This window comes from Allobosea sp. Leaf344 (assembly GCF_001426225.1).
GTDB lineage: Bacteria > Pseudomonadota > Alphaproteobacteria > Rhizobiales > Beijerinckiaceae > Allobosea.
The window spans coordinates 114084-136898 of record NZ_LMRT01000014.1; the positions used below are offsets into that span (position 1 = coordinate 114084).

The window sequence follows — 22815 nt, forward strand, 5'->3', positions numbered from 1 at the left end:
CGATGCCGCGGCGCTTCATTCTGGGTGGCTGGCTCCACTATCGGGTGTTCGGCCAACTTGGGACCGGAGCGCCGCCGATCATTCTGCTGCATCACGGCTTCGGTCATGCCGATGGCTGGGAGCGCTTTCCGCAGGCGCTGCGGCAGGCGACGGGACGCACCGTGCTGGCCTATTCTCGCGCTGGCTGCGGCCGCTCGGAGCCCGGTCGGGCGGTGAGGGGCGTCGATTATCTGGAGCGCGAGGCCTGCGATACGCTGCCGGCGCTGATGGCTTCGCTGGGGCTCGAACGGGCCTGCCTCTACGGACACAGCGACGGGGCGACGATCGCCCTGATCGCAGCCGCGCGCCGTCCATGTCTGGTCGAGGCCGTCATTGCCGAGGCCCCTCATGTCTTTGCCGAGCCGAAGACCCTGGAGGGCGTGAGCGCAATGACGCAGCGCTTCGAGACCGACCCCGCCTTTCGCCGCAAGCTCGCCCGCGGCCACAACGATCCGTGTGGGGCATTCCGGTCATGGAGCGACGTCTGGCTCTCGCCCGCCTTCGCGCACTGGTCGATCGCGTCGCTGTTGCCGGCGATCTTCGCGTCACTCCTGCTTCTGCAGGGCGATTCCGATCCGTTCGGCAGCGCTCGTCACGTCAAGCTGGCGCATGATGCGGCGGCAGGCTCCGTAACGACGCGTCTTCTGCCTGGCTGCGGGCATGCGCCTCACCGGGCGGAGCCCCGCATTCCAGGCTGGGTCTCAACCTTGCTGCGACGGCGGCCAGGCCGGACGGGTAAGCGCTGGTTCGATGCAGTGTTTTGATCAGGTGGAACTCTATCGAGACGTCAGCTGAACATCTTCCAGGGTTTCGGCTGGAAGGCGGGAGGGCTTATCTGGCTCAAAGCCCTGGTCGGAACCTGGTTGCTGTTAGGTAATGCTTGGCCTGTCTCGAGAATGCGGAGCCGGTGGGCATCGGTTCCAACGTCTGCTCATCGGCAGAGTGCCAATGTCGGCTTTTGGCGCATCGCGTCGAAGGTGGAACGTCAGCTTTCCGGCGGCGGCGTATCGTCCTCTCCCGACCCATCGCTGACTTCTGCCGTGGGCGTGCTTAAACCTATTGAAACGTGTCGCCGCCGGTCGGCGCTTAGCAATACCAGGCGAATTGCCATTATGACTTCGGCCGGCAAGGTCATCAGCCCTGCGAAGGCCTCCACCGCGTTCGGCAGCTCTCGGCCGCCGAAATTCCAGAATGCTGTCAACGAAGACACAAAAGCGATCAACCGATTAAGCTAACCTCGGCGCGCCTGTGAGGTCCTTGCCTTCGGCTTACGCGTGCACGAAATGCAGCGCCCGCGAGCGTGCAGCAGAACGGCGACCGCACGAGCCACAGAGCAACGCCTGCCCCCCCTACCGACACGCACCAAAAACCCATCGCCCCCCATCGCCCAATAAAAAAGCCCCGCCTGGGAAGGCGGGGCTGGTCGTCGCGAGGTTTCGGCTCAGTTTTCGTGGGTCATGATGTCCCGGTCCTTCGTCTCGGGCACGAAGAGCATGCCGATCACGAAGGTCATCATGGCGATCACGATCGGGTACCAGAGGCCGTAATAGATGTCGCCGGTGCCGGCCACCATCGCGAAGGAGGTCGCGGGCAGCAGGCCGCCGAACCAGCCATTGCCGATATGGTAGGGCAGCGACATGCCGGTGTAGCGGATGCGGGTCGGGAAGAGTTCGACCAAGGCGGCGGCGATCGGGCCGTAGACCATCGTCACATAGATCACCAGGATCGTCAGGATGCCGATGATCGTCAGCGACTGCGACCCGGCCAGGGCGCTGAAGAAGCCGACCTTGACGATGCGGGCGTCACCGGGAGCGGGATAGCCCGCGGCGACGGCTTCACGCGCCAGATTGGCGGCGAAGCCGGCATCGATGGCGAGATCCTTGCCGTTGACGGTGACCTTCGCCGGGGTGCCGGCGGGGGCCGGAGCCTGGGTGTAGACGATGGCCTGGGTCGCGAGCGTCCTGCGGGCGATGTCGCAGGGCGCCGTGAAGGTGCGCACGCCGACCGGATCGAAGACCGAGCCGCAGCTGGCGGGATCGGCGACGACCTGGACCTTGACGTTGGTGTGGGCCGCGGCGAGGCCGGGATTGGCGGCCTTGGTCAGGGCGCTGAACAGCGGGAAATAGGTCAGCGCCGCGATCAGGCAGCCGGCCAGGATGACCGGCTTGCGGCCGATCCGGTCCGACAGCGAGCCGAAGAAGATGAAGCCGCCGGTGCCGAGGATGAGCGACCAGGCGATCAGCACGTTGGCCGAATAGAGATCGACCTTCAGGATGCTCTGGATGAAGAACAGCGCGTAGAACTGCCCGGTATACCAGACGACGGCCTGGCCGGCGGTGAGGCCGAACAGCGCGAGCAGCGCGATGCGGGCGTTCTTCCACTGGCCGAAAGCCTCCGAGAGCGGCGCCTTCGAGCCGGTGCCCTCTTCCTTCATCTTCTGGAAGGCAGGGGATTCCTGCATCTGCAGGCGGATCCAGACCGAGATGGCGAGCAGGAAGATCGACAGCAGGAAGGGAATGCGCCAGCCCCAGGCGGCGAAGTCGGCCTCGCCCATATTGACGCGGATGCCGAGGATCACGAGCAGCGAGAGCAGCAGCCCCAGCGTCGCGGTGGTCTGGATCCAGGAGGTGTAGAAGCCGCGGCGGCCGGTGGGCGCGTGCTCGGCGACATAGACCGCCGCTCCGCCATATTCACCGCCGAGCGCCAGGCCCTGCAGCATGCGCAGCGCGATCAGAATGACCGGCGCGGCCCAGCCGATGGTGTTGTAGCTGGGCAGGAGGCCGACCAGGAAGGTCGAGGCGCCCATGATCACGATGGTGACGAGGAAGGTGTATTTGCGGCCGATCAGATCGCCCAGGCGGCCGAAGAACAGCGCGCCGAAGGGACGCACCAGAAACCCCGCCGCGAAGGCGAGCAGCGCGAAGATGGCGCGGGTATTGGGATCGAAGGCGGAGAAGAAATGCGCGCCGATCATCACGGCGAGCGAGCCGTAGAGATAGAAATCATACCACTCGAACACGGTCCCCAGCGAGGATGCGAGAATGACGCGCTTCTCCTCTCTGGTCATCGGGCGGGCCGCGACCTTCGCCCCCGTTGCCTGTGCTGCCATGCTCATCGCGTCAACTCCCTCGATTGCCCCGGCAGGAGGACGATCCACGCTGCCTGTCGCCTGTCCCGTCTGTGTCCGGCGGGATTCCAGCCGAGCCCGACGCGCAGCTTTCGGCATGCGATACGGACCGAGCCGAAGGAATGCGCGCGGGCAGGGCGGCGTGCAACGGAGCACTTGGTCTTGCGTCTTTGGTCCTACGACTATCGGCCACGGACCTTTCTCCGGCACGAAAGCCGCGACGGCCGAGGTGCTCCGGCAACAGCCTCCCTTGGCCTAAAGCGCAGTGGCGCCGCGCGATCGCGGCTATTACTGCTGGCTGTGGGGTGCTGCGGAGGCTGCCCCGCGGCCGGCCCCGTCCGTGTCGCCAGTCTCTGCGCCATCGCGACACTGGCGAGATGGCGCCACCTCCCAGCGGAGCGACCGGAGATGAAAGGCAGACAGGCCCCCGGTGATCTCATCGGCGCGACCATCATGGTCATCGGCGCCACGGGGCTGGCGGCGTCGCTCACCCTGATCGCGCCGCTGGAAAGCGTCTCCGCCATCTACATGCTGCCGGTCCTGGTTTCCGCCGTCCGCTACGGGACCAAGCCCGCCATGCTGGCGGCCCTGCTCGGCGCCTTCTCGACTTCGCTCTTCTATCCGCCGGTCCTCAGCATCCAGGTCGTCCAGCCCTGGCAGATCGTCGATCTCGTGATCTCCCTGTCGGTCGCGCTGGTGATGGGGCGGCTCGCGGCGCAGACCCGCGACGAGATGCTGGCAGCGCGCCAGCGCGAAGGCCAGATCAAGCGGCTCTACGATCTCGGCTCGGCCATGGCCGCCGCGAGCGATGCCGAAGCGATCTACACGATCGTCGCCGCCCATATGAGCGAAGCCCTGAGTCGGCCCGTCGCGGTCTTCGTCGCCGGCGCGAGCGGCCGGATCGATTCGATCCCGAGCCCGGTCGTCGGCGAGGCGCAGGAGCGGGTGCTGAAGCCGGCTGTCGAACGCACCCTCGCGGCGCCACCCGGTGCGGCGCGGGACCGGGCGGAATTCGTCGAGGTCCCGGGCGGCGAATCCTGGCTGCTCTTCCCCCTCGGCGATGCGGAGCGCGCCGGGGCGGTGCTCGCCGTCGCCTTCGGGCGCGACGGCGTCGCCCCGGCGAGCGAGGTGATCGAGGAGGCGCGGCTGATCCTGCGCGAGGGCTCGCGCTCGCTGGAGCGACTCGGCCTGACCCGCGCCGTCGAGGAACGCAATATGCGTCAGCGCAGCGACGAATTGCGCGATATCCTGCTCGAATCGGTGTCTCACGAGCTGCGGACGCCGATCGCCGGCATCATGGGCTCGGCCGGTGTTCTCGCCGCGGCGCCGGCGCTTCGCGACGAGCCGCAGCTGGTCGAGCTCGCCTGCGGGATCGAGGCGGAATCGCGCCGCCTCGACATGCGCATCCAGAGCCTGCTCGACGTGACCCGCATCCGCTCCGGCGCGCTGGTGCCGAGGCTCGAGGCGATCGACCTGCTCGACGTGGTCAATGCGGCGCTCGATGCGGCCGCGGACCGGCTGCGGGAGCACCGGATCTGCCGCGAATTCGGGCCGGATCTGCCGCTGGTCCGCATCGATGCGGTGCTGGTGGAACAGGCCCTGATCAATCTCCTGGAAAACGCCGGCAAATTCAGCCCGCCCGGCTCGACGATCCGCATCGGCGTGCGGACCGAGGCCGAGACCGTGCGGATCACGGTCAGCGACGAGGGCGCCGGGCTCGAGCCGAGCCAGCGCGAGCAGATCTTCGAGCGCTTCTATCGCGGCGCGCGCCATGCCGATCTCGCCGGTGGCAGCGGGCTCGGCCTGACCATCGCCCAGGTCTTCGTCGCGGCCAATGGCGGGCGCATCGATGCCAGCAGCGCGGGTCCGGGGCAGGGCACCAGGCTCGCCGTCACGCTGCCGCGCCTGCGCGAGGCGCCCGCGCGCGAGGGAGACGAGCATGAGTGACGCCGCCGCGACCCTGCCCCTGCTGGCGCTGATCGTCGATGACGAGCCGCAGATCCGGCGCTTCGTCAAGGCGGGGCTGGAAATGCAGGGATTCCGCATCGCCGAGGCCAAGACCGCGCGCGAAGCCATCGATCTCGCGGTGATGCGCGCGCCGGATCTGGCGATCCTCGATCTCGGCTTGCCAGATGCGGACGGCGCCACCGTCCTCGCCGCGATCCGGTCCTGGTCGCAGCTTCCGGTCATCGTGCTCTCGGTCCGCAGCACGGAAACCGAGAAGATCGCGCTGCTCGAGGCGGGCGCCGATGATTACATCGTCAAGCCGTTCAGCATGGCCGAGCTGCTTGCGAGGGTGCGCGTCGTCCTGCGCCGCAGCGCGCCGCGCGGCACCTCGTCCCCGCTGATCCGCGTCGGCGAGCTCAGCCTGGATCTCGCCCAGCGCATCGTCAGCCGTGACGGCGCGCCGGTGACGCTTTCGCCGAAGCAATTCGCCCTCCTGACCGCGCTGGCCAGGCATCACGGCATGGTTCTGACCCATCGCCAGCTGATGCGGGAGCTCTGGCCGCAGGGCCCGGAGGAGGATGTCCAATATCTGCGCATCCTGATGAAGAAGCTGCGCGACCGCATCGAGCCGGAGCCCGCGCGCCCGCTCTACATCGCCACGGAACTCGCTGTCGGCTATCGGCTGCGAACCCAGGAGCAGCTCGACGCCATCCTCCGGACCACGCCCGCGGAGGAGTAGGACGGGGAGCGTCGGGCCTTGCGGCGTCGCTGCCGCTTCCTGTGTCGCGCCCGGCGCAATCCGCTTTTTTCGGGCCGGTTCGGCTGCTGGCGGCTTGACACCGCACCCCCGGATACGGAACGTGGCGGCCGCAAGCGGGTGTAGCTCAATGGTAGAGCAGCAGCCTTCCAAGCTGAATACGAGGGTTCGATTCCCTTCACCCGCTCCACTCCTTTCCCCTCCGCCGCTCCTGCCGATGCGCTCGCCGTCATGAGGCTCGCGCGCCGCGGCGTCGCGGCGCTCCGGTGACGCCTCCGGCCGCAGGCAGGGCCGAGCGCGCTCTGGCGCGGCTCGTGCTCGGGCTGGAATGGCTCGGGGCTCTGCTCCTGGCCGCGCTGTTTCTGGTGGTGATGGCCGCCGTGATCCGGCGCTATTGGCTGGGCAGCGGCTTCCTCGGCGCCGATGAGGCGGCGATCTGGCTGCATGTCGGGCTCGTCGCGGTGGGGGCGCCGCTGGCGGCGAGCAGCGCGCTGGCGATGCGGCTCGATGTCTTCGTCAAGCTGCTGCCGCCGGGGGGCCGGCGCGTCGCCCGCATCCTCGCCGATGCGGTGACGGTGCAGGGCGCGCTGGTGCTGTGCCTCGGCGGCGCCGAGGTGGCCATGCTGGTCGGCGGCCGTTCCACCGTGCTCGGCCTGCCGGAATGGCTGCGCTTCGCCGCCTTCGCCTGTGGCGGGGGGCTGACCGTGCTGCTCATCCTCGGCCGCGCCGGGCTGGAGCGCGGGCCGGCGGCGGCGCTGGCGGCGCTGGCGATCGGCACCGGCCTCTATGCCGCCGCCCAGCTGGCGCCTTTGGTCTTCGTGGAGACGCCGAGCCTGGTCGCGGCGGCGATGGCGGCGTTGGGCCTGGTGCTCGGCGCCCCGATCCCGCATGCGCTGCTGGCCGGGGTCTCGCTCAGTAGTGCTTTCGGCGGCACTTTGCCGGAGCCGGCGATCGTGCAGAACTCGGTGTCCGGCGTGTCGAAATTCCTGCTGCTGGCGATCCCGTTCTTCCTGCTGGCCGGCGAGCTGCTGACGGCCGGAGGGCTCGCCGACCGGCTGGTGCGGTTCGCGGCGTCGCTGGTGGGGCATTGGCGGGCGGGGCTGGCGCAGACGGCGCTGCTGGCGAGCGTCCTGTTCTCCGGCGCCTCCGGCTCCTCCGTCGCCAATGCCGCCTTCGGGGCCAAGGTCATGGCGCCGACGCTGATCGCCCGCGGCTATCCTCCCGCCAAGGCGGGCGCGATCGTCGCCGGCGTGTCGATGCTCGACAACATCATCCCGCCCTCCATCGCCTTCCTCATCCTGGCGACGGCGACCAATCTCTCCGTCGGTTCGCTGCTGGTCGGAGGTTTCATCGCCGGCGCGATCCTCGCTCTGGCGCTGGCGGCGGGCATCCACCTCACCATGCGCGATGTCCGCGACACCGCCCCCCGCGCCAGCGCCCGGGAGCGGAAAGAGAGTTTCATCGGCGCGCTGCCGGCGATCGGGCTCGGCATCGTGGTGGTGGTCGGCATCCGCTTCGGACTCGTCACGGTGACGGAGGCCTCGGCGCTGGCGGTGGCCTATGCGCTCGTGGTCTGCCTGCTGCTGCGCAGCCTGGGCGCCGCCGGCGTGATGCTGGCGCTGCGCAAGGCGGCCACGGAAGCCGCGGCGATCGGGCTCCTGATCGGCGCCTCGGCGCCTTTCGCCTTCCTGCTCGCCACGGACCAGATCTCGGCGCTGATCTCCGGGCTGGTGACGGCGCTCGGCGCCGGCCCCTTCGCCGTCATGCTGATGGCCAATCTGCTGCTGCTGCTCGCGGGGCTGGTGCTCGATATCGGTGCCGCCATCCTGCTGCTCGCGCCGCTGCTGCTGCCGGCCGCCGTCGCGGCGGGGCTCGATCCGGTCCAATTCGGCGTCATCCTCGTCGTGAACCTGATGATCCACGGGCTGACGCCGCCGCTCGGCATCCTGGTCCATGTGGTGAGCGGCATCCTGCGCGTGCCGGCCGGTGCCGTGTTCCGCGCGGTTCTGCCGCTGCTGGCGAGCCTGCTTCTGGCGCTCGCCATCCTCTCCTGCGGCGTCGCCGCCTGGCCCTGGCTGCGCTCGCTTTGACGGCTCCGGCCGCTAGCGGCCTTGCATCGGCGCAGCCCCGGGGCGGGGCAGGAGGAGGTGGAAGGCCAGGGCCGTCACCGCCGCCACGACGAGGATCGAGACCAGCCACAAGCACAAAAGCTGCCCGGCCGCGACCCTGTTGTTGAACTCGCGCAGCAGGCCGAGCGCGAAGGCTGCATACCAGGACACGCCCGAGACCGCTCCGCAGCCGATGAAGATCATCCTCTGGCCGAAGGAGAGGTCCATCAGCAACGGCCGCTGCGGCTTGGCGAGCACCAGCGGGATCACCGTCGCGTGCAGCAGCAACCCGTTCAGGGTCAGGGCCAGGACGATGGTGACCTTCGCCCAGATCTTCGGATTGGCGAGTTTTTCGGGCGCGTCGGCGGCATAGATCGCGAGGAAGCCGATCCCCGAGACCCAAAGCAGCACCAGCCCCACGGTGACGACCTTGGCGAGGAAGCCGAAGGTCCGCACGATCGGATCGGGCAAAGCGCGCCAGGCCAGCCAGCGCAGGATCCAGAAATCGAGCATGGTCGCGCCGCCGAGGCCGAAACACAGGCCGATCAGATGCAGACCCACCAGCGCCGTGCGCAGCTCGATGCCTGGCAGGAGGCCGATATCGAGGAGCAGCCGCGGCGCCACCGGCGCGGCCTGCGGGACGCTGGAGAAACCCGGCCGCAGTGCCGGCCTCGCATCGGGGAAGACCAGCAGATCGGTCAGGGACGGGAAGCCCGCCCTGTCGAAGGTGATGGCGACGACCACGCAGCAGAATCCGATGACGATCCAGGGCAGCGCGGGATGCAGGGGAAAGGCGCCGGACGCCGTCGATGCGTCGGAATGGGCGGTGGCGGGGATGCGGGATCGCGCTTGCATCGGAGTTCCGGCCGAGGAGGAGGGCACGGGAACAGGCAAGCATGCCCAAAACTAACGTTACGTTATGTGATGCTCGTACCGTCTCGACAGGGTTGACGAATTGCAAAGCCGGGGCGCGCTCGCCCCTAGAGCCAGCTCTTGATCTGCGCCACCACCGCCTCCGTCGAGAGCCCGTAGCGCTCGTGCAGGGTCGGCAGCGCGCCGGCATCGAGAAAGGCGTCGGGCAGCGCGATCTGGCGGAAGCCCGCCGGGTGGATGCCGCCGCGCAGCAGCTCGCCCGCCACCGCCTCGCCGAGGCCGCCGATGACGCTGTGGTTCTCCGCCACCACGACCAGCCGCCCGGTCCGGGCGCAGGCGGCGCGGATGCTCTCGGCATCGAGCGGCTTGATCGTCGCCACATGCAGCACCGCGACGTCGATCCGGTCCGCGGCGAGCAGCTTTGCGGCCTCGAGCGCCCGCATCGTCATCAGCCCGGACGAGATGATCAGCACGTCGCTGCCGTCGCGCAACATCCTGGCCCGGCCGAGCTCGAAGCTGTAATCGTATTCGTCCAGCACCAGCGGGACGTTGCCGCGCAGCAGCCGCATATAGACCGGCCCCTGATGCGCCGCGATCGCCGGCACCGCCTGCTCGATTTCCAGCGCGTCGCAGGGATCGATGATCGTCAGCTGCGGCATGCCGCGGAAGATGGCGAGATCCTCCGTCGCCTGGTGGCTCGGCCCATAGCCGGTGGTCAGGCCGGGCAGGGCGCAGACGATCTTGACGTTCAGATTCTCCTCGGCGATCGCCATGAAGATGAAATCATAGGCGCGGCGCGAGGCGAAGACGGCATAGGTCGTGGCGAAGGGCGTGAACCCCTCCCGCGCCAGCCCGGCCGCGGCCGAGATCATCACCTGCTCGGCCATGCCCATCTGGTAGAACCGGTCCGGATAGGCTTTGGCGAAGAGATGCAGGTCCGTGTACTTGCCGAGATCGGCGGTGATGCCGAGCACGTCGGGCCGCGTCCTGCCCAGCTCGACCAGCGCCTGGCCGAAGGGCGCGGCTCTGGTGCGCTGGTCGGGGCCGGCGATGGAGGCGATCATCGCGGAGGTCTTCAGCCGCGCGCCGCCCCCGGCAGGGGCGTCGAGATGGGCCGGCCGGAGATATTTCGAGCGTCTCATGCCGGCCTCCCCTGGTCCAGCACGTCCAGAGCCCGTGCCCATTCCTCCGGCTCGACCCGCAGGAAGTGGTTGCGCTCGCGCTCTTCGAGGAAGGGCACCCCCTTCGCCATCCTGGTATCGCAGATGATGATGCGGGGTCTGGTGACCGTCGCATGGCGCGCGAGATCGAAGGCCGTGACCAGCGCCTCGAGATCATTGCCGTCGACGCGCTGGACCAGCCAGCCGAACGCCTCGAATTTCGGGACAAGCGGCTCGAAATTCATGATCTGGGTCGAGGGCCCGTCGGCCTGCATGTTGTTGACGTCGACGATGCCGATCAGATTGTCGAGCCGGTGCGAGCCCGCCGCCATCGCGGCTTCCCAGACCGATCCCTCATCCAGCTCGCCATCGGAGAACAGCGTGTAGACGAAGCTCCGCGAGCGCTTGCGCTTCAGGCCAAGGGCCATGCCGACGGCGATGCCGAGTCCGTGGCCGAGAGAGCCCCCGGTGATCTCCATGCCCGGCGTATAGGCCGCCATGCCGGACATCGGCAGCCGGCTGTCGTCACCGCCATAGGTTTCGAGCTCGTCCTCCGGCAGCACGCCGGCCTCGATCAGCGCCGCGTAGAGCGCGATCGCGTAATGCCCGATCGAGAGCAGGAAACGGTCGCGCCCCTCCCATTCCGGCTCATGCGGCCGGTAGCTCAGGGCATGAAAATAGGCGACGGCCAGCACGTCGGCGATGCCGAGCGCCTGGGCGATGTAGCCCTGGCCCTGGACCTCGCCCATGCGCAGCGCGTTGCGCCGGATCCGCCAGGCGCGCTCGGCCAGAGAGAGGTTGGGGAGGGCGGGGCGGGGCGCCTCAGCCATGGATCAGCATGCCTCCATTGACGTCTATCACCGCGCCGGTGACGTAGCGCGACAGATCGGAGGCCAGGAAGAGATAGACCCCGGCGACATCGTCAGGCGCACCGAGCCGGCCCAGCGGGATGCCGCTCGCGATCTCCGCCTTCATGGCGGGGGTGAGCGCGTCGCCGGTGATGTCGGTCTCGACGAGACCCGGTGTGACGCAGTTCACCCTGATGCCGTCCGGCCCGAGCTCGCGCGCCATCGCCTTGGCGAGGCCGAGCACCCCCGCCTTGGCCGCGGCATAATGCGGGCCGCCGAAGATGCCGCCGCCGCGCTGCGCCGAGACCGACGACATGCAGACGATGCTGCCGGATCGGCGCGAGCGGAAATGCGGGATGAAGGCCTGGCTGAGGTTCAGCACGCCGCGCAGATTGACGTCGAGGATCCGGTCCCAATCGGCGGGCTCGATCTCCATCGTCCTGGCCGGCTGCGAGATCCCGGCATTGTTGATCAGGATATGCGCATGGCCGAAATGGGCGAGCACGCGCTGGGCCGCGGCGATGGTCGAGGAGCGGTCCGCCACGTCGCAGGCGAGGCCGAGATGCCGCTGCCCCTCCTGGTCGGCGCTGAGCGTCGCGGCGGCCTCCATCGCCGCCGTCTCGTCGAGATCGAGGATGGCGACGCTGGCGCCGTGGCTGGCGAAGAGCCGGGCGGTCGCGAGGCCGATGCCGCGCCGTCCGGCCGCGCCGGAAATCGCGGCGACCTTGCCCTGCAGAAGCATGCGTCTCTCCCCGTGGCGTCTTCTCTCGCTTTGCCGGCAGTGTTGTCGGCTGAGCCTCGCGGGGCAAGGCCTATCTCGCTCGCGCCGGCATGGGCGGCGGGCGCGGAGCGCGCCGTCTCGGCAGTGCCGGATTGGAGCAGCCCCGGCCGCGCCCGTTAACCACTCCCTGACCGGCTGAGCGCAACACTGCAGCGCGATTCGGTGTCATTTCGAGCGGTGTAATGGGTCAGATCCTTCAGTTCCGGTTGCGTCCACAGCCTGTCGTCGGCGCCGATGCGCTCGACCTTCTCTCCGCCGTCGATTTCGCGCTGCGCGACCTCGCCGAGATCACCCAGCACATCATCCTCGATTCCGCCCGCGAACAGGCCGAGGCCTGCCGCCAGATGCTGCAGGACGCCTATGACGCGGCCTGCATGGCCGAGTGAGCCTCTTCCGACCCGCGCATGCGCTGCCCTCGCAAGCCCATGACGGCAAACGCCTTGTTGCCGTGAGAGGGCGGCATTACGGTCTCTCCCACCAAGGGAGATCATCATGCAGACGCTCGAAGACTGGCTCGCCGGTCACCATGCCGAACTGACCGCCATCCGCCGCGACATCCACGCCCATCCCGAGCTCGGGCTGGAGGAGACGCGCACCGCGGCGCTCGTCGCCAGGACGATGCGCGCCTGGGGGATCGAGGTCACGGAAGGCGTCGGCGGCACCGGCGTCGTCGGGGTCATCCGCGGGCGCAGGCCCGGCAAGCGCGCGGTCGGGCTTCGGGCCGACATGGATGCGCTGGCGCTCGACGAGCAGACCAACCTGCCGCATGCCTCGCGCCATCCCGGCAAGATGCATGCCTGCGGCCATGACGGCCACACCACCATGCTGCTCGGCGCCGCCGGCTATCTCGCCCAGAACCCGGACTTCGCCGGCACCGTCAACCTGATCTTCCAGCCCGCGGAAGAGGGGCGGGGCGGGGCCGTCGCCATGCTGGCGGACGGGCTGTTCGAGCGCTTCCCCTGCGACGCGATCTACGGGCTGCATAATTCGCCCGGCATGCCGGTCGGGCAGTTCGGCACCTGCACCGGCCCGATGCTGGCGGCGGCCGACAGCTGGAAGGTGACCTTCCGCGGCGTCGGCGGCCATGGCGGCTCGCAGCCGCATCTCTCCACCGACATCACCTATGCCCAGGCGCATTTCACCCTCGGCCTGCAGGGCATCGTCGGGCGCAACGTGCCGCCGCTCGACACCTGCGTGATCAGCGTCGGCTTCATCCATAGCGGTTCGGAGCAGGCATCGAACGTCGTGCCCTCGGAGCTCGTCATCGGCGGCACCGCCCGCACCTATTCCGACGAGGTCCGCGACATGGTCGAGCGGCGCATCGCCGAACTCGCCACGGCCACGGCCCGCGCCTGGGGCTGCCAGGCCGAGGCCAGCTATCAGCGGGGCCCGCGCGCGCTCCTCAACCAGCCGGAGCAGGTCGCCGTCGCCGTCGCCGCGGCGGCCGCCTCGGTCGGCGCGGCCAAGGTCGACAGCGCCATCCGGCCGAGCACCGGCGGCGAGGATTTCGCCGAGATGATGCAGCAGCGGCCGGGCGCCTTCATGCGGATCGGCAACGGCGTCGCGCCCGATGGCAGCTTCAGCGGCCTGCACACGCCGCATTACGACTTCAACGACGCGATCATCCCCGACGGCGTGCGCTATTGGGTGAATGTCGTGGCGCAGGAGCTGAAGACGGAGCCGCTGGAGATCGCCGCCTGAGCAGATTTCGGCGCGCCGCCCCCGCTCGGGGTGCGGCGCGCCCGTCTTTCAGACCGCCGCCTTCTTGATCGCCTCCAGCGTATCGCCGCCGAATTTCGAGACGAATTCCTTCTCGACCTCGGCCGTGACGATCCTGGCGAAGGAATCGCGGTCGGGATTCTCCACCGCCTGCATCCCCGCCTTCTTCAGCGCCTCGAGGCTGGAGCCCTCGGTATCCTCGTTCATCTGGCGCTGAACCCCGGCGATCTCGACGCAGATCCGGGTCAGCATCGCCTGGACATCGGCGGGCAGCGCGTCGAACTTGCCCTTGTTCATCACCACCGGCCCGGTGGTGAAGGCATGGCGCGTCAGCGACAAATGCTTCTGCACCTCGAAGAATTTGGCGTTGAGGATCAGCGTCACCGGGTTCTCCTGCCCGTCGACCGCGCCGGTTTCGAGAGCGGTGAAGAGCTCGGTGAAGGCCATTGGCGTCGGCACGGCGCCGAGCAGCTGGAACGCCTTGATATGGGCCGGGTTCGGCGTGGTGCGGATCTTCAGCCCCTTGATGTCGGCGGCGTTGGCCACCGGCCGGCGGTTGTTCGTCAGGTTGCGCCAGCCGATCTCCCAGGTCGCCAGCGCCTTCAGGTTGGAGCCTTCCAGCTCCTTGCGCAGCCCGTCGCCGATCGGCCCGTCCATCACCGCGGCGGCATGTTTGCGGCTCTGGAACAGGAAGGGCAGGTCGAGCACGTTGAGCTTGGGGGCGAGGCCGGTGAAGAACGGGTTGCCGGTCAGGCAGATGTCGAGCGAGCCGCCGCGCACGGCGCTGATCGTCTGCGCGTCGGAGCCCAGCGCACCATTCGGGAAGACCTGGATCTCATAGCGGCCATTGCTCTCCGCCTTGACCTTGTCGGCGAAGATCAGCGCGGCCTTGTGCCAGCTGTCGGCCTCCGGATGCGGGTGGGCGAAGCGCAGCTTCGCCGTCTGCGCCAGAGCGGGTCTGCCGATCGCGAACAGGGCGATACCGGCACCGGCGCCCTTCAGCATGGTCCTGCGGTCGATGGTCATGACGTTCCTCCTCTTGTTGTCGTTGCTTGCGGGTCAGCGGCCATAGAGCCATTTGGCCGGGATGGTGACGATCTCGGGCACGAGGATGAGCAGCAGCAGCACCGCGAGCTGCGCCAGCAGGAACGGCATCACGCCGCGGATGACGCGATCCATGCGCACCTGACCGACGGCGCAGACGACATTGAGCACCGTGCCGACCGGCGGGGTCAGCAATCCGATGGCGTTGTTGATGATGAACATCACGCCGAAATAGACCGGGTCGATGCCGGCCTGCTTGACGATCGGCATCAGCACCGGGGTCAGGATCAGCACGGTGGGGATGAAGTCGAGCGCGGTGCCGACGACGACGACCAGCGCCATCATCGCCAGCATCAGCAGCGTCTTGTTCTCGATCAGCGGCCCGAGCAGGCCGGCGACCTGTCCGGGAATATCCGCGATCGTGATCAGCCAGGCCGATACCAGCGCCGCCGCGACCAGGAACATCACCGCGGCCGACATCTTGATCGCGGCCAGCAGGGCCGGGCGCAGATGCTCCGGCTTGAGCTCGCGGTAGACGAAGCCGCCGACGAAGGCGGCATAGACCGCAGCCACCACCGCCGCCTCCGTCGGGGTGAAGGCACCGGCCTTCATGCCGCCGATGATCACCACCGGCAGGCCCAGCGCCCAGAGTCCGTCCAGCGCCGCCCGTGCGATTTCCCGCGCCCCGGCGCGCCGGCTGCGGGCGACGGGCTCGTCGCGCGCCACGATGTACCAGGTGATCACCAGCGCCACCGCCATCAGGATGCCGGGGACGATTCCCGCCAGGAACAGCCGCGTGATCGAGACCCCGGCCGCGACGCCGAAGACGACGAAGCCGATCGAGGGCGGGATCACCGGCGCGATGATGCCGCCCGCCGCGATCAGGCCGCAGCAGCGATCCAGCCTGTAGCCGGCCTGCCGCATCATCGGCAGCAGGATCGCCGCCAAAGCGGCCGTGTCGGCGACGGCCGAGCCGGAGATGCTCGCCATCACCAGCGCCGCGATCACCGCGACATAGCCGAGCCCGCCTCGGATATGGCCGACCAGGGTGACGGCGAGCGCGATGATCCGGCGCGACAGCCCGCCGGCATTCATCAGCTCCCCGGCGAGCATGAAGAAGGGCACCGCCATCAGCGGGAAGGAATCGGCGCCGCCGACCAGGTTCTGCGCCAGGATCTGCGAGTCGAAGCTGTCGAGCTGCAGCATCAGCGCGACGCCGCAGACCATCAGCGCGATCGCGATCGGCAGGCCGAGCGACATCGCCCCGAGCAGCGAACCGAGAAAGACGAAGACGGTCACGACCGCTTCTCCGCCGCCATCCGCGCCTCGAAGGCGGCGAGCTCCTCGGAATCCGCGCCGATCACCAATTCGGAATCCGCCATCGTCCCGGTCAGCAGCGCGTGCAGCGCGAGCAGGTTGAGGCTGCCGATGCCGAGCCCGCAGGCGAGCCCGGCCATATAGGTGACGGCGAGCGGGATGCCGGTGATCGGCGCGTAATTGTCGATGTTGATCAGAATCTGCAGCCAGCAGCCATAGACGAGCATGCCCATGCACAGGAGCGAGAGCGCTTCCGCGGCGAGCCGGCACGCCCAGCGGCCGCGCCGGCCCAGCATGGTGACGATGGCGGTCATGCCGAGATGCCCGCCCTCCCGCGCCACCAGAAAGGCGCCGCCGAAGGTCAGCCAGACGAAGATCATGCGCGAGACCTCTTCCGACAGGATGATGCCGGAGTTGAAGCCGTAGCGGAGCACCACATTGCCGAAGACCAGCGCGATCATCGCCACGAAGCCGGCGATGAGCAGGTTCTCGACCAGCCGCAGCAGCCAGGCGCGGGCCTTCATGGGCCGACTCCGTACCAGCGCGCGGCATTGTCGTGGAACAGCGCCAGGCGCTGTTCCGGAGCGAACCGGCGGGTCGCGGCCTTGAAGACCTCGAAGATCGTCCCGAACGGGGCGCACAGCCCGTCGACGGGGTAATTGCTGGCGAAGGCGCAGCGCTCGACCCCGAAGGCGGCGATCACCCCGTCGACCACCGGCTGCTGCAGCTCCAGCGTCCAGGCCTGTCCCGGCACGCCGATGCCGGAGATCTTCGCCACCACGTTGGGCTGGCGCGCCAGGCGGTCGAGCGCCGCCCGCCAGGCCCGCAGCCCCTCCGCGCTGCGGTCGGCCGGCAGCCCGGCATGGTTCAGGATGATCAGCGTCTGCGGCATGTCGGCGGCGAGCTCGGCGGCCTCGTCGAGATGCCACCAGGGCGTCTGCAGGTCGAAATGCAGCCCCGCCTGCCCCAGCATCGCATAGCCGTCGCGCCAGCGCGGATCACGCATCGAGCCCTTCGCGGCGTAGCGCGGGTGATGCTCGGCCCGGCTCGTGGCGGCCGGCTTGTGGCGCACGCTCTTGACCAGCTCCATGCCACGATAGGCGGCGATCACGGCGCCGACATCCTCCCGGTCCAGCCAGATCTGGCCGATCGCCGCATCGGGGCGTCCCGTCGCCTGCGCCACCTCCGTCGCCCAGGCCATTTCGCCGATGGGGTCGGCCGGGTCCCATTCGCCCTCCATCAGCACGCTGCCGACGACGAGATGGCCCGAGGCGGCGGCCAGATAATCCTCTGGCAGGAAGTTGCGGCAGATCGCGCCGTAATCCCCATAGCGGAAGGAGGCGAGCCGCTCGCCCTGCAGCCAGGGATGCCGGTTGCGGTCGAGATCGAAGAAATGGTGATGGGCGTCGATGATCGGCAGCGCCTCATCCGCGCCGGAGGCGAGGAACCGCGCCCTGGCTTCGGCAGGCGCCCGCGGCATCGTCAGGATCCTCGCCGGCAGGGCAGGCAGCTCACGGCACTCTCCATCGTTTCCGCCCCGGAGGCGGCTCGGGCCGACGCCCGCCGCTCTCTCGATATATTGTATGCAGCATACTGAAACGCGGCCGGGAGCCTGTCAAACCCTTACGTCATGCGGTCATAAAGAGAGCGTCCTGCTCCCGGCGCAGGCGCAGCAGCGTCGATCCTTCCGGCAGCGCGACATCGGCCCCGGTCAGGATCGCGCCGCGCTTCACCGGCCGCATCACGGTGAGATTGGTCGCGAGGTAATAGGGCAGGGGGTTCTCCGGGCCGAGGCGCTGCGCCGGCTGGAGCAGCGGGTCGAGTCCGTCCAGCACATGGCGCGCGCCCATGCTCAGCCGGTCGCCGGGTTCGAGATCGCGATGCGCACGGGCGACGAGGTCGATGCGGGGGCGCACCTCGCTGCCGCCGGTCGTGGCGCCGAGCAGCGCCGCCGAGAGCGCCGACATCGGCGCTTCCGCCCCCAGCAGATGCACGGGGTTGTGCAGCATGACATAGCGCCCATCGGGCGAGGCGGGGATGCCCTTGCCGGCCAGGAGCCGCCCGGTCGCCAGGTCAGGCGCCTCGACCACGATGAAGACGCCGCCCGCGAAACTCAGCTCGTCCGCGCGCCGCAGGCAGTTGAACATGTCGACGCGGCCCGGCCCGGCGAGCAGCCCGCCCTCGCTCGCCGGCCTGAACAGCGTGGCGAGCTCGATCGTCCGGGCGATCGGCGCATGCAGCTCCGGCCGGTCCGGCATCAGGCCGGTATGGTTGGCGACGATGCCCATCTCGCAGAGATCGGGCACCGTGGTGCGGGGGAAGGGCAATGTCGCCCGCGCGGCGAGCAGCGCCATCGGCTCGCTCGCCTTGCCGCCGAAGCGGGCGGCGAAATCGGCTGCGGGCACAGGTGTCTCCCAGGCGGTGACGGTGCCGTCCTCCGCATCCCAGACGAAATCCGATTCGCTGGATTTCCCGGCCGCGATCACCGGCAGCCCGAGCATGCGCGCCCAGCCGATCAGCCCGATCAGCAGGCTCGGCTGGTCGCCGTCGACCGGGGTGTGCACAACACCGTTGCGGGCGGCGAGATGCGCGAGCATCGGGCCGATCACCACCTCGGTCTCCTTCGTCACCATCACGAGGTGCCGCCGGTTCTCGATCGCCGCCAAGGCGGTGACGGCAGCGCCTTCCGGATCGCCCGTCGCCTCGATCACCACCTCGATCGGCAGCGCGGCGAGCAGCATGGCATCGTCCACCAGCGCGATCTGCCCGCGCGAGAAAGCGGCCTCGGCCTCCGCGACGCTCCCACAGATCGCGAGCTCGGCCTCGCTCGCCCCACCGGCCAGCGCCGCCTGGCGGGCCCGGCCGAGATCCCGGTCGCAGATGGCGCGGGTCTCGAAATGCGGCGTCAGGCGCGATTGCGAGACGAAACAGGCGCCGAACTCGCCGGCCCCCACGATCCCGGCCGAAATGCTGCGTGCCGCGCCATCGCGCTGGCGCTCGAAAATCTGGGCGATGTTCACGTCGAAAATCCTGTCGCTGAGAGGTGCCGATCAGACCGCGAGGCCTTCGATGGCGTAGATCCGGGCGGGGGCGCCGTCGGCGTTCGGGATCAGCAGCGGGGCTGCCGAGAACAGGTTGCGCGGCGCCGTCAGGCGGCTGGTATTCACGACATATTCGATCAGCGTGACGCCGGTCTTCAGCAGGATGTCATGCGTGACATGCTCCGGCTTCGGCACCTCCTTGCCGTCCAGCAGCAGGCGGATCGGGAAATCCTGGGGGAAATCGAAAGCCACGGCGCTCGGCCGGCGGCCGGCCAGCCATTGCGCCGATTCCAGCGTCAGCCAGGGCGCCTCGGTCCAGAAGCTCTTGTCGCGATAGTCGCGCCTGTCGCTCCAATGCGTCTTGAGGAGCAGGATCTCGCGCTCCGCGCCGCCGGGATCGGCCGCGGCGAGATGCTCGGGCAGGATCGGCTGATTGTCCGGCCTGCCGCTGAGATCGAGCACGCGACACGCCCCGACCACATCGCCGAGCCGCGTTGCCTCGATCGTCGGCGCGCCGGCGACGAAATGCGCCATCGCATCGACATGCGAGAAGCCATGGCAGGGAGTATGCAGCCGCGAGACGCGGAACTGGTCGCCGGCCGCGATATCGCCCTTGACGCCGAGCTCCGCCGGCCAACGAAAATGCGGCGCGATCGGCATTGAAAGGTCGATGATCTGCATGTGATGGTCCATCGGGAGATCGGGCCGCGGCGGCCGCCGGAGCGCCGTGGCCGGCCCTTGAATGAGAGACGTCATCTTGCATACAAGAATTCGGGATCGTCAAGTCGACGGGAAGAGCCGGGGCAGCCATGACCGCAGCGCATGAGACGACGCCGCTCGCGGCGCTATTGGCGAAGCTGCCGACGCCGGAGGCGGAGCGGCGCAAGGGCAGCCTGCACGGCAACACGGTCGCCCAGCTGCGCAACATGATCGTCACCGGCGTGCTGGCGCCGGGCTCGCGGCTGAACGAGCGCGAACTCTGCGAGCAATTGCAGGTCTCGCGGACCCCGGTGCGCGAGGCCATCAAGACGCTGATCCAGGACGGGCTGCTGACCTCGCTGCCCAACCAGTCGGCGATCGTGTCGGAGCTCGATCTGGCGGAGGTGAGCGCGCTGATCGACGTCGTCTCGACGATCGAGGGGCTGGCCGGCGAGCTCGCAGCCAGGAACGCCACCGACGAAGCGGTGGCCGAGATCGGCATGCTGCATTACCAGATGCTGCTGCACCATACGCGGGACGAGCTGCCGGGCTATTTCGAGGCCAACAAGGCCTTTCACCGGCGCATCGTCATGCTCTCGGGCAATCCGATCCTGATCTGGGTCTGGGATCTGCTGGCGCTGCGCGTCGACCGCGCGCGCTATTCCTCCAATCTCTGGCCCAAACGCTGGAAGACCGCGATCCAGGAGCATCAGGAAATTTTGGATGCGCTGAGCGCCCGCGATGCGCAACGCTGCGCCCAGGCTCTTCGCGACCATGTCCGCAACGGCCTGTCCGGCCTCGTCGCGGCGCTCGAAGCGCGGCAGCCGGGCGCGGCCCCGCCACAATCATGACAGCTTTGCTCGCCACGGCAGCAGGTGCCTGTTCCCCGCGAGAGCGAGTGTCCCCATGCGAATTGCCGCCAGCCTCTGCGCCCTGCTGATCTGCCTCGCCGCGACCTTTCCGGCCGGGGCGCAACTGCCGGCGGGCAAGAGCTGGAGCGAGCAGAAATGCGAGCGCTACGGCAAGGCCTGGACGGAGACGCTCGCCCGGCGCGGCAGCAGGGGGCTGAGCGCCGGCTTCCTCGCCGATCACGCGGCGTTCCTGGCGGCGGGCTGCACTGAGGCCGGCAATGTCTGCCCGCGCAGTACCGAGGAATTCGAGATCGCCAACATCATGGTGCTCGCGGCGATGAATGCCGGCATGGCCAGCACCTTCCCGCCCTTCGCCTGCCGGAAATAGCGGCGAGCGCTCAGCGCCCCTGCCATTGCGGCGGGCGCTTGCCGAGGAACGCTTCCATGCCCTCGCGGAAATCCGCGCTCATATAGCACATCACCACCAGATCATCCCCGGCCGGCAGCGGCCCGGCATGGGCCAGCCGGTGGAGGGCTTCCTTGGTGGCACGCATCGTCAGCGGCGCATGGCCGGAGATCGTGGTGGCGAGCTCCTGCGCGCGCTGCATCAGCGCCGCATGGTCGGGCACGATCTCGTTGTAGAGCCCCGCCCTGAGCCCTTCCTCCGCCTCAACCAGCCGCGCGGTGAAGACGACATCCTTGACCCGCGCCGCGCCGAGCAGCGCGACCAGCCTGGAATAGCTGCTCATCGACAGGCAGTTGCCGAGCGTGCGCGCCACGGGAAAGCCGAAGCGGGCATTGGCGGTCGCGATGCGCATGTCGCAGGCGCAGGCGATGCTGGCTCCACCGCCGGTGACCGCGCCGGAAATCGCGGCGATGGTCGGGATCGGGCAGGTTTCGATCGCCGTCAGGATGCGGTCGATCCGCTCCTCATAGCCGAGCGCGTCCTCCGGCGTGGCGAAGGCGCGGAACTGCGAGATGTCGGTGCCCGCGGCGAAGGCTTTTTCGCCCGCGCCCGTAATGACCAGCACCTTCGGCGCTCCATGGCCGGGCAGGTCCGAACAGATCGTCGCCAGCCGCTCATACATGCCGAAGGTCAGGGCGTTGCGCGCCTGCGGGCGGTTCAGCGTCACCATGCCGACGCCATCCGTGACCGCGTAGAGGATCTCATCGTCCATGGCGTGCTCCCGATTCAAGGCCAGACAGGCCGGCGACTATCGGAGCCGCTCCTGCGCACGTCAACGCGCACCGCTATCCTGCATGCAAGATCGCGACGCAGGGCGCCGGCTCAGCGTCCCGCGGAAAAGCGGGCCATGAAGCGCCGGTCGATGAGATCCTTCCAATGCCAGACCAGGCGGCCCTCGAGCGAGAACCAGCGGCCGCGGGCGGCGATGGCGTGGCGCCCGCCCGTCATCAGCAAGGTGAGATAGGCCCGCTGCGCCGCATGCTCCCGCATGGCGCCGCCCCGCAGCCGCGTGCGCAGATTGGCGGCTAGGGTCGGGCCCTGGCGAACCGCGAAGACTCCGGCCTTGGGCCGCGGATCGGCGGTGACGACGGCACAATCGCCCACGGCGAAGACCGCCTCGTCATCCAGCACCTGCAGCGTCCGCCGCGTCCGCACCGATCCGTCGGGGGCCAGAGGCAGATCGGTCCGCCCGAGCCAGGACGGCGCGCGGGCGGCGGTGGCGATCAGCACGGCCTCGGCCGCGAGAACCCTGCCATCCTGCGCCCGGATCCCCGCCGGATCGATGCCGGCGACGCGGAAGCCGGAGATGACGGCGATGCCCTTGCCTGCGAGATGCGCCAGAATGCGCCGGCGCGCCCCTTCATTGAGCGACGGCGCGATCTCCTCGCCGCTGACCAGCGTCACGGCGAAGGCGCCGGCACCGAGCCGATGCGCCTCCGCGATGCCGTGCAGCCGCGCGTTCAACGCGAAGGCGATCTCGATCCCGGCCGCACCGCCGCCGACCACGGCGAAGCGCCGCGGACCGTCCGGCTGCGCGGCCGACGCCAGCAGCGGCTCCAGCCGATGCAGGAAACTGCCGATCGGCTTCACCGCGAGCCCATGGCGCTCGGCCCCCGCGATGGCGCCGAGATCGGGCGTGATGCCGATATCGAGCGACAGCGTGTCATAGGGGAGGGGCGGCGCCCCCTCCAGACACACCAGCTTCTCCCGGCGATCGAGCCCCTCCGCGGGAGCATGGATCAGCCGCGCGCGCGCCGCCTGCGCCAGCCGCGCCAGGTCGATATGCATCTCCTCATGGCGGTAGAGCCCCGCGACATGGCCCGGCAGCATGCCGGAATAGGGCGTCAGCAGCCGGTCCGTGACCAGCGTCAGCCGGCAGGAGGGCATTGGCCTGGCGGCGAAATCCGTCAGGATCTGCACATGGGTATGCCCGCCTCCGACCAGGACGAGCTCATGCGCGGGATCCGCAGCCGCGACCATCACGGCCTCCCGACGAGGGGCGGGGGAAAGCCGGGCCGAGGCGCGGCGAAAATTTCGG

General features: G+C 69.0%; 21 protein-coding genes and 1 tRNA gene. 9 read left to right on the plus strand and 13 right to left on the minus strand.

The genetic code is table 11. From position 1 onward, the window contains the following. Positions 1-2: 2 nt before the first annotated feature. The gene (locus tag ASG72_RS12545; protein WP_056712772.1) at positions 3-803 is read left to right on the plus strand and encodes an alpha/beta hydrolase; all 801 of its coding nucleotides are present in this window, start codon (positions 3-5) and stop codon (positions 801-803) included. A 677-nt stretch (positions 804-1480) separates the two neighbouring features. Here ASG72_RS12545 and ASG72_RS12550 read toward each other — a convergent pair. After that, positions 1481-3106, minus strand: coding sequence for an MFS transporter (locus ASG72_RS12550; protein WP_082540412.1), 1626 nt, complete (start codon positions 3104-3106; stop codon positions 1481-1483). A gap of 468 nt (positions 3107-3574) precedes the next feature. Here ASG72_RS12550 and ASG72_RS12555 point away from each other — a divergent pair, with 468 nt between their 5' ends. The 4 genes from ASG72_RS12555 to ASG72_RS12570 all read left to right on the plus strand — a co-directional run bounded on the left by ASG72_RS12555 (position 3575) and on the right by ASG72_RS12570 (position 7960). Further along, positions 3575-5113: an ATP-binding protein gene (locus ASG72_RS12555; protein WP_056712776.1), complete on the plus strand. Its 1539-nt coding sequence runs from the start codon at positions 3575-3577 to the stop codon at positions 5111-5113. Further along, on the plus strand, positions 5106-5852 hold the full coding sequence (locus ASG72_RS12560) for a response regulator (RefSeq protein ID WP_056712778.1): 747 nt from the start codon (positions 5106-5108) through the stop codon (positions 5850-5852). Before ASG72_RS12555 ends, ASG72_RS12560 begins: the two co-directional genes overlap by 8 nt. A gap of 134 nt (positions 5853-5986) precedes the next feature. Beyond that, positions 5987-6060, plus strand: a tRNA-Gly gene (locus ASG72_RS12565). 76 nt (positions 6061-6136) lie between these two features. Next, positions 6137-7960, plus strand: a complete 1824-nt coding sequence (locus ASG72_RS12570; protein WP_056712780.1) for a TRAP transporter large permease subunit — start codon at positions 6137-6139, stop codon at positions 7958-7960. A gap of 12 nt (positions 7961-7972) precedes the next feature. On the opposite strand, the gene ASG72_RS12575 is transcribed toward ASG72_RS12570, so the two are convergent. The 4 genes from ASG72_RS12575 to ASG72_RS12590 form a co-directional block, all read right to left on the minus strand. After that, the gene (locus tag ASG72_RS12575; protein WP_056712781.1) at positions 7973-8833 is read right to left on the minus strand and encodes a hypothetical protein; all 861 of its coding nucleotides are present in this window, start codon (positions 8831-8833) and stop codon (positions 7973-7975) included. A 125-nt stretch (positions 8834-8958) separates the two neighbouring features. Continuing rightward, positions 8959-9993: a transketolase family protein gene (locus tag ASG72_RS12580; protein ID WP_056712782.1), complete on the minus strand. Its 1035-nt coding sequence runs from the start codon at positions 9991-9993 to the stop codon at positions 8959-8961. Next, positions 9990-10841: a transketolase gene (locus ASG72_RS12585; RefSeq protein WP_056712783.1), complete on the minus strand. Its 852-nt coding sequence runs from the start codon at positions 10839-10841 to the stop codon at positions 9990-9992. The genes ASG72_RS12580 and ASG72_RS12585 overlap by 4 nt, the downstream gene beginning before the upstream one ends. Further along, positions 10834-11601, minus strand: coding sequence for an SDR family NAD(P)-dependent oxidoreductase (locus tag ASG72_RS12590; RefSeq protein ID WP_056712786.1), 768 nt, complete (start codon positions 11599-11601; stop codon positions 10834-10836). The genes ASG72_RS12585 and ASG72_RS12590 overlap by 8 nt, the downstream gene beginning before the upstream one ends. Before the next feature lie 221 nt (positions 11602-11822). Here ASG72_RS12590 and ASG72_RS12595 point away from each other — a divergent pair, with 221 nt between their 5' ends. Beyond that, complete coding sequence (locus ASG72_RS12595) at positions 11823-12026, plus strand: hypothetical protein (protein WP_056712789.1); 204 nt, start codon at positions 11823-11825, stop codon at positions 12024-12026. A gap of 106 nt (positions 12027-12132) precedes the next feature. Next, complete coding sequence (locus ASG72_RS12600) at positions 12133-13341, plus strand: amidohydrolase (RefSeq protein WP_056712791.1); 1209 nt, start codon at positions 12133-12135, stop codon at positions 13339-13341. 48 nt (positions 13342-13389) lie between these two features. On the opposite strand, the gene ASG72_RS12605 is transcribed toward ASG72_RS12600, so the two are convergent. The 6 genes from ASG72_RS12605 to ASG72_RS12630 all read right to left on the minus strand — a co-directional run bounded on the left by ASG72_RS12605 (position 13390) and on the right by ASG72_RS12630 (position 19442). Next, a complete protein-coding gene (locus ASG72_RS12605) occupies positions 13390-14385 on the minus strand; it encodes a TRAP transporter substrate-binding protein (RefSeq protein ID WP_056712793.1) in 996 nt (331 codons plus the stop codon). Between the two features lie 33 nt (positions 14386-14418). Then, positions 14419-15702, minus strand: a complete 1284-nt coding sequence (locus tag ASG72_RS12610) for a TRAP transporter large permease subunit (RefSeq protein ID WP_056712795.1) — start codon at positions 15700-15702, stop codon at positions 14419-14421. Further along, positions 15699-16244 (minus strand): TRAP transporter small permease, encoded by a 546-nt coding sequence (locus ASG72_RS12615; protein ID WP_056712797.1) that lies wholly within the window; start codon positions 16242-16244, stop codon positions 15699-15701. Before ASG72_RS12615 ends, ASG72_RS12610 begins: the two co-directional genes overlap by 4 nt. After that, entirely contained in the window at positions 16241-17200 is a 960-nt protein-coding gene (locus tag ASG72_RS12620; protein WP_056712799.1) for an amidohydrolase family protein, read from the minus strand. Before ASG72_RS12620 ends, ASG72_RS12615 begins: the two co-directional genes overlap by 4 nt. 148 nt (positions 17201-17348) lie before the next feature. Then, positions 17349-18740, minus strand: coding sequence for a hypothetical protein (locus ASG72_RS12625; RefSeq protein WP_082540312.1), 1392 nt, complete (start codon positions 18738-18740; stop codon positions 17349-17351). Positions 18741-18770: 30 nt separating this feature from the next. Beyond that, the gene (locus tag ASG72_RS12630; RefSeq protein ID WP_056714576.1) at positions 18771-19442 is read right to left on the minus strand and encodes a cyclase family protein; all 672 of its coding nucleotides are present in this window, start codon (positions 19440-19442) and stop codon (positions 18771-18773) included. Positions 19443-19570: 128 nt separating this feature from the next. On the opposite strand from ASG72_RS12630, the gene ASG72_RS12635 reads away from it, so the two are divergent. Both ASG72_RS12635 and ASG72_RS12640 read left to right on the plus strand, forming a co-directional pair. After that, entirely contained in the window at positions 19571-20311 is a 741-nt protein-coding gene (locus ASG72_RS12635; RefSeq protein ID WP_056712801.1) for a GntR family transcriptional regulator, read from the plus strand. Positions 20312-20366: 55 nt separating this feature from the next. Continuing rightward, positions 20367-20699: a hypothetical protein gene (locus ASG72_RS12640; protein WP_056712803.1), complete on the plus strand. Its 333-nt coding sequence runs from the start codon at positions 20367-20369 to the stop codon at positions 20697-20699. 10 nt (positions 20700-20709) lie between these two features. Here the strand turns inward: ASG72_RS12640 and ASG72_RS12645 are convergent, their stop codons facing one another. Beyond that, positions 20710-21489 (minus strand): enoyl-CoA hydratase/isomerase family protein, encoded by a 780-nt coding sequence (locus ASG72_RS12645; RefSeq protein ID WP_056712805.1) that lies wholly within the window; start codon positions 21487-21489, stop codon positions 20710-20712. Between the two features lie 110 nt (positions 21490-21599). Further along, on the minus strand, positions 21600-22757 hold the full coding sequence (locus ASG72_RS12650) for an FAD-dependent oxidoreductase (RefSeq protein WP_056712807.1): 1158 nt from the start codon (positions 22755-22757) through the stop codon (positions 21600-21602). Positions 22758-22815 lie beyond the last annotated feature (58 nt).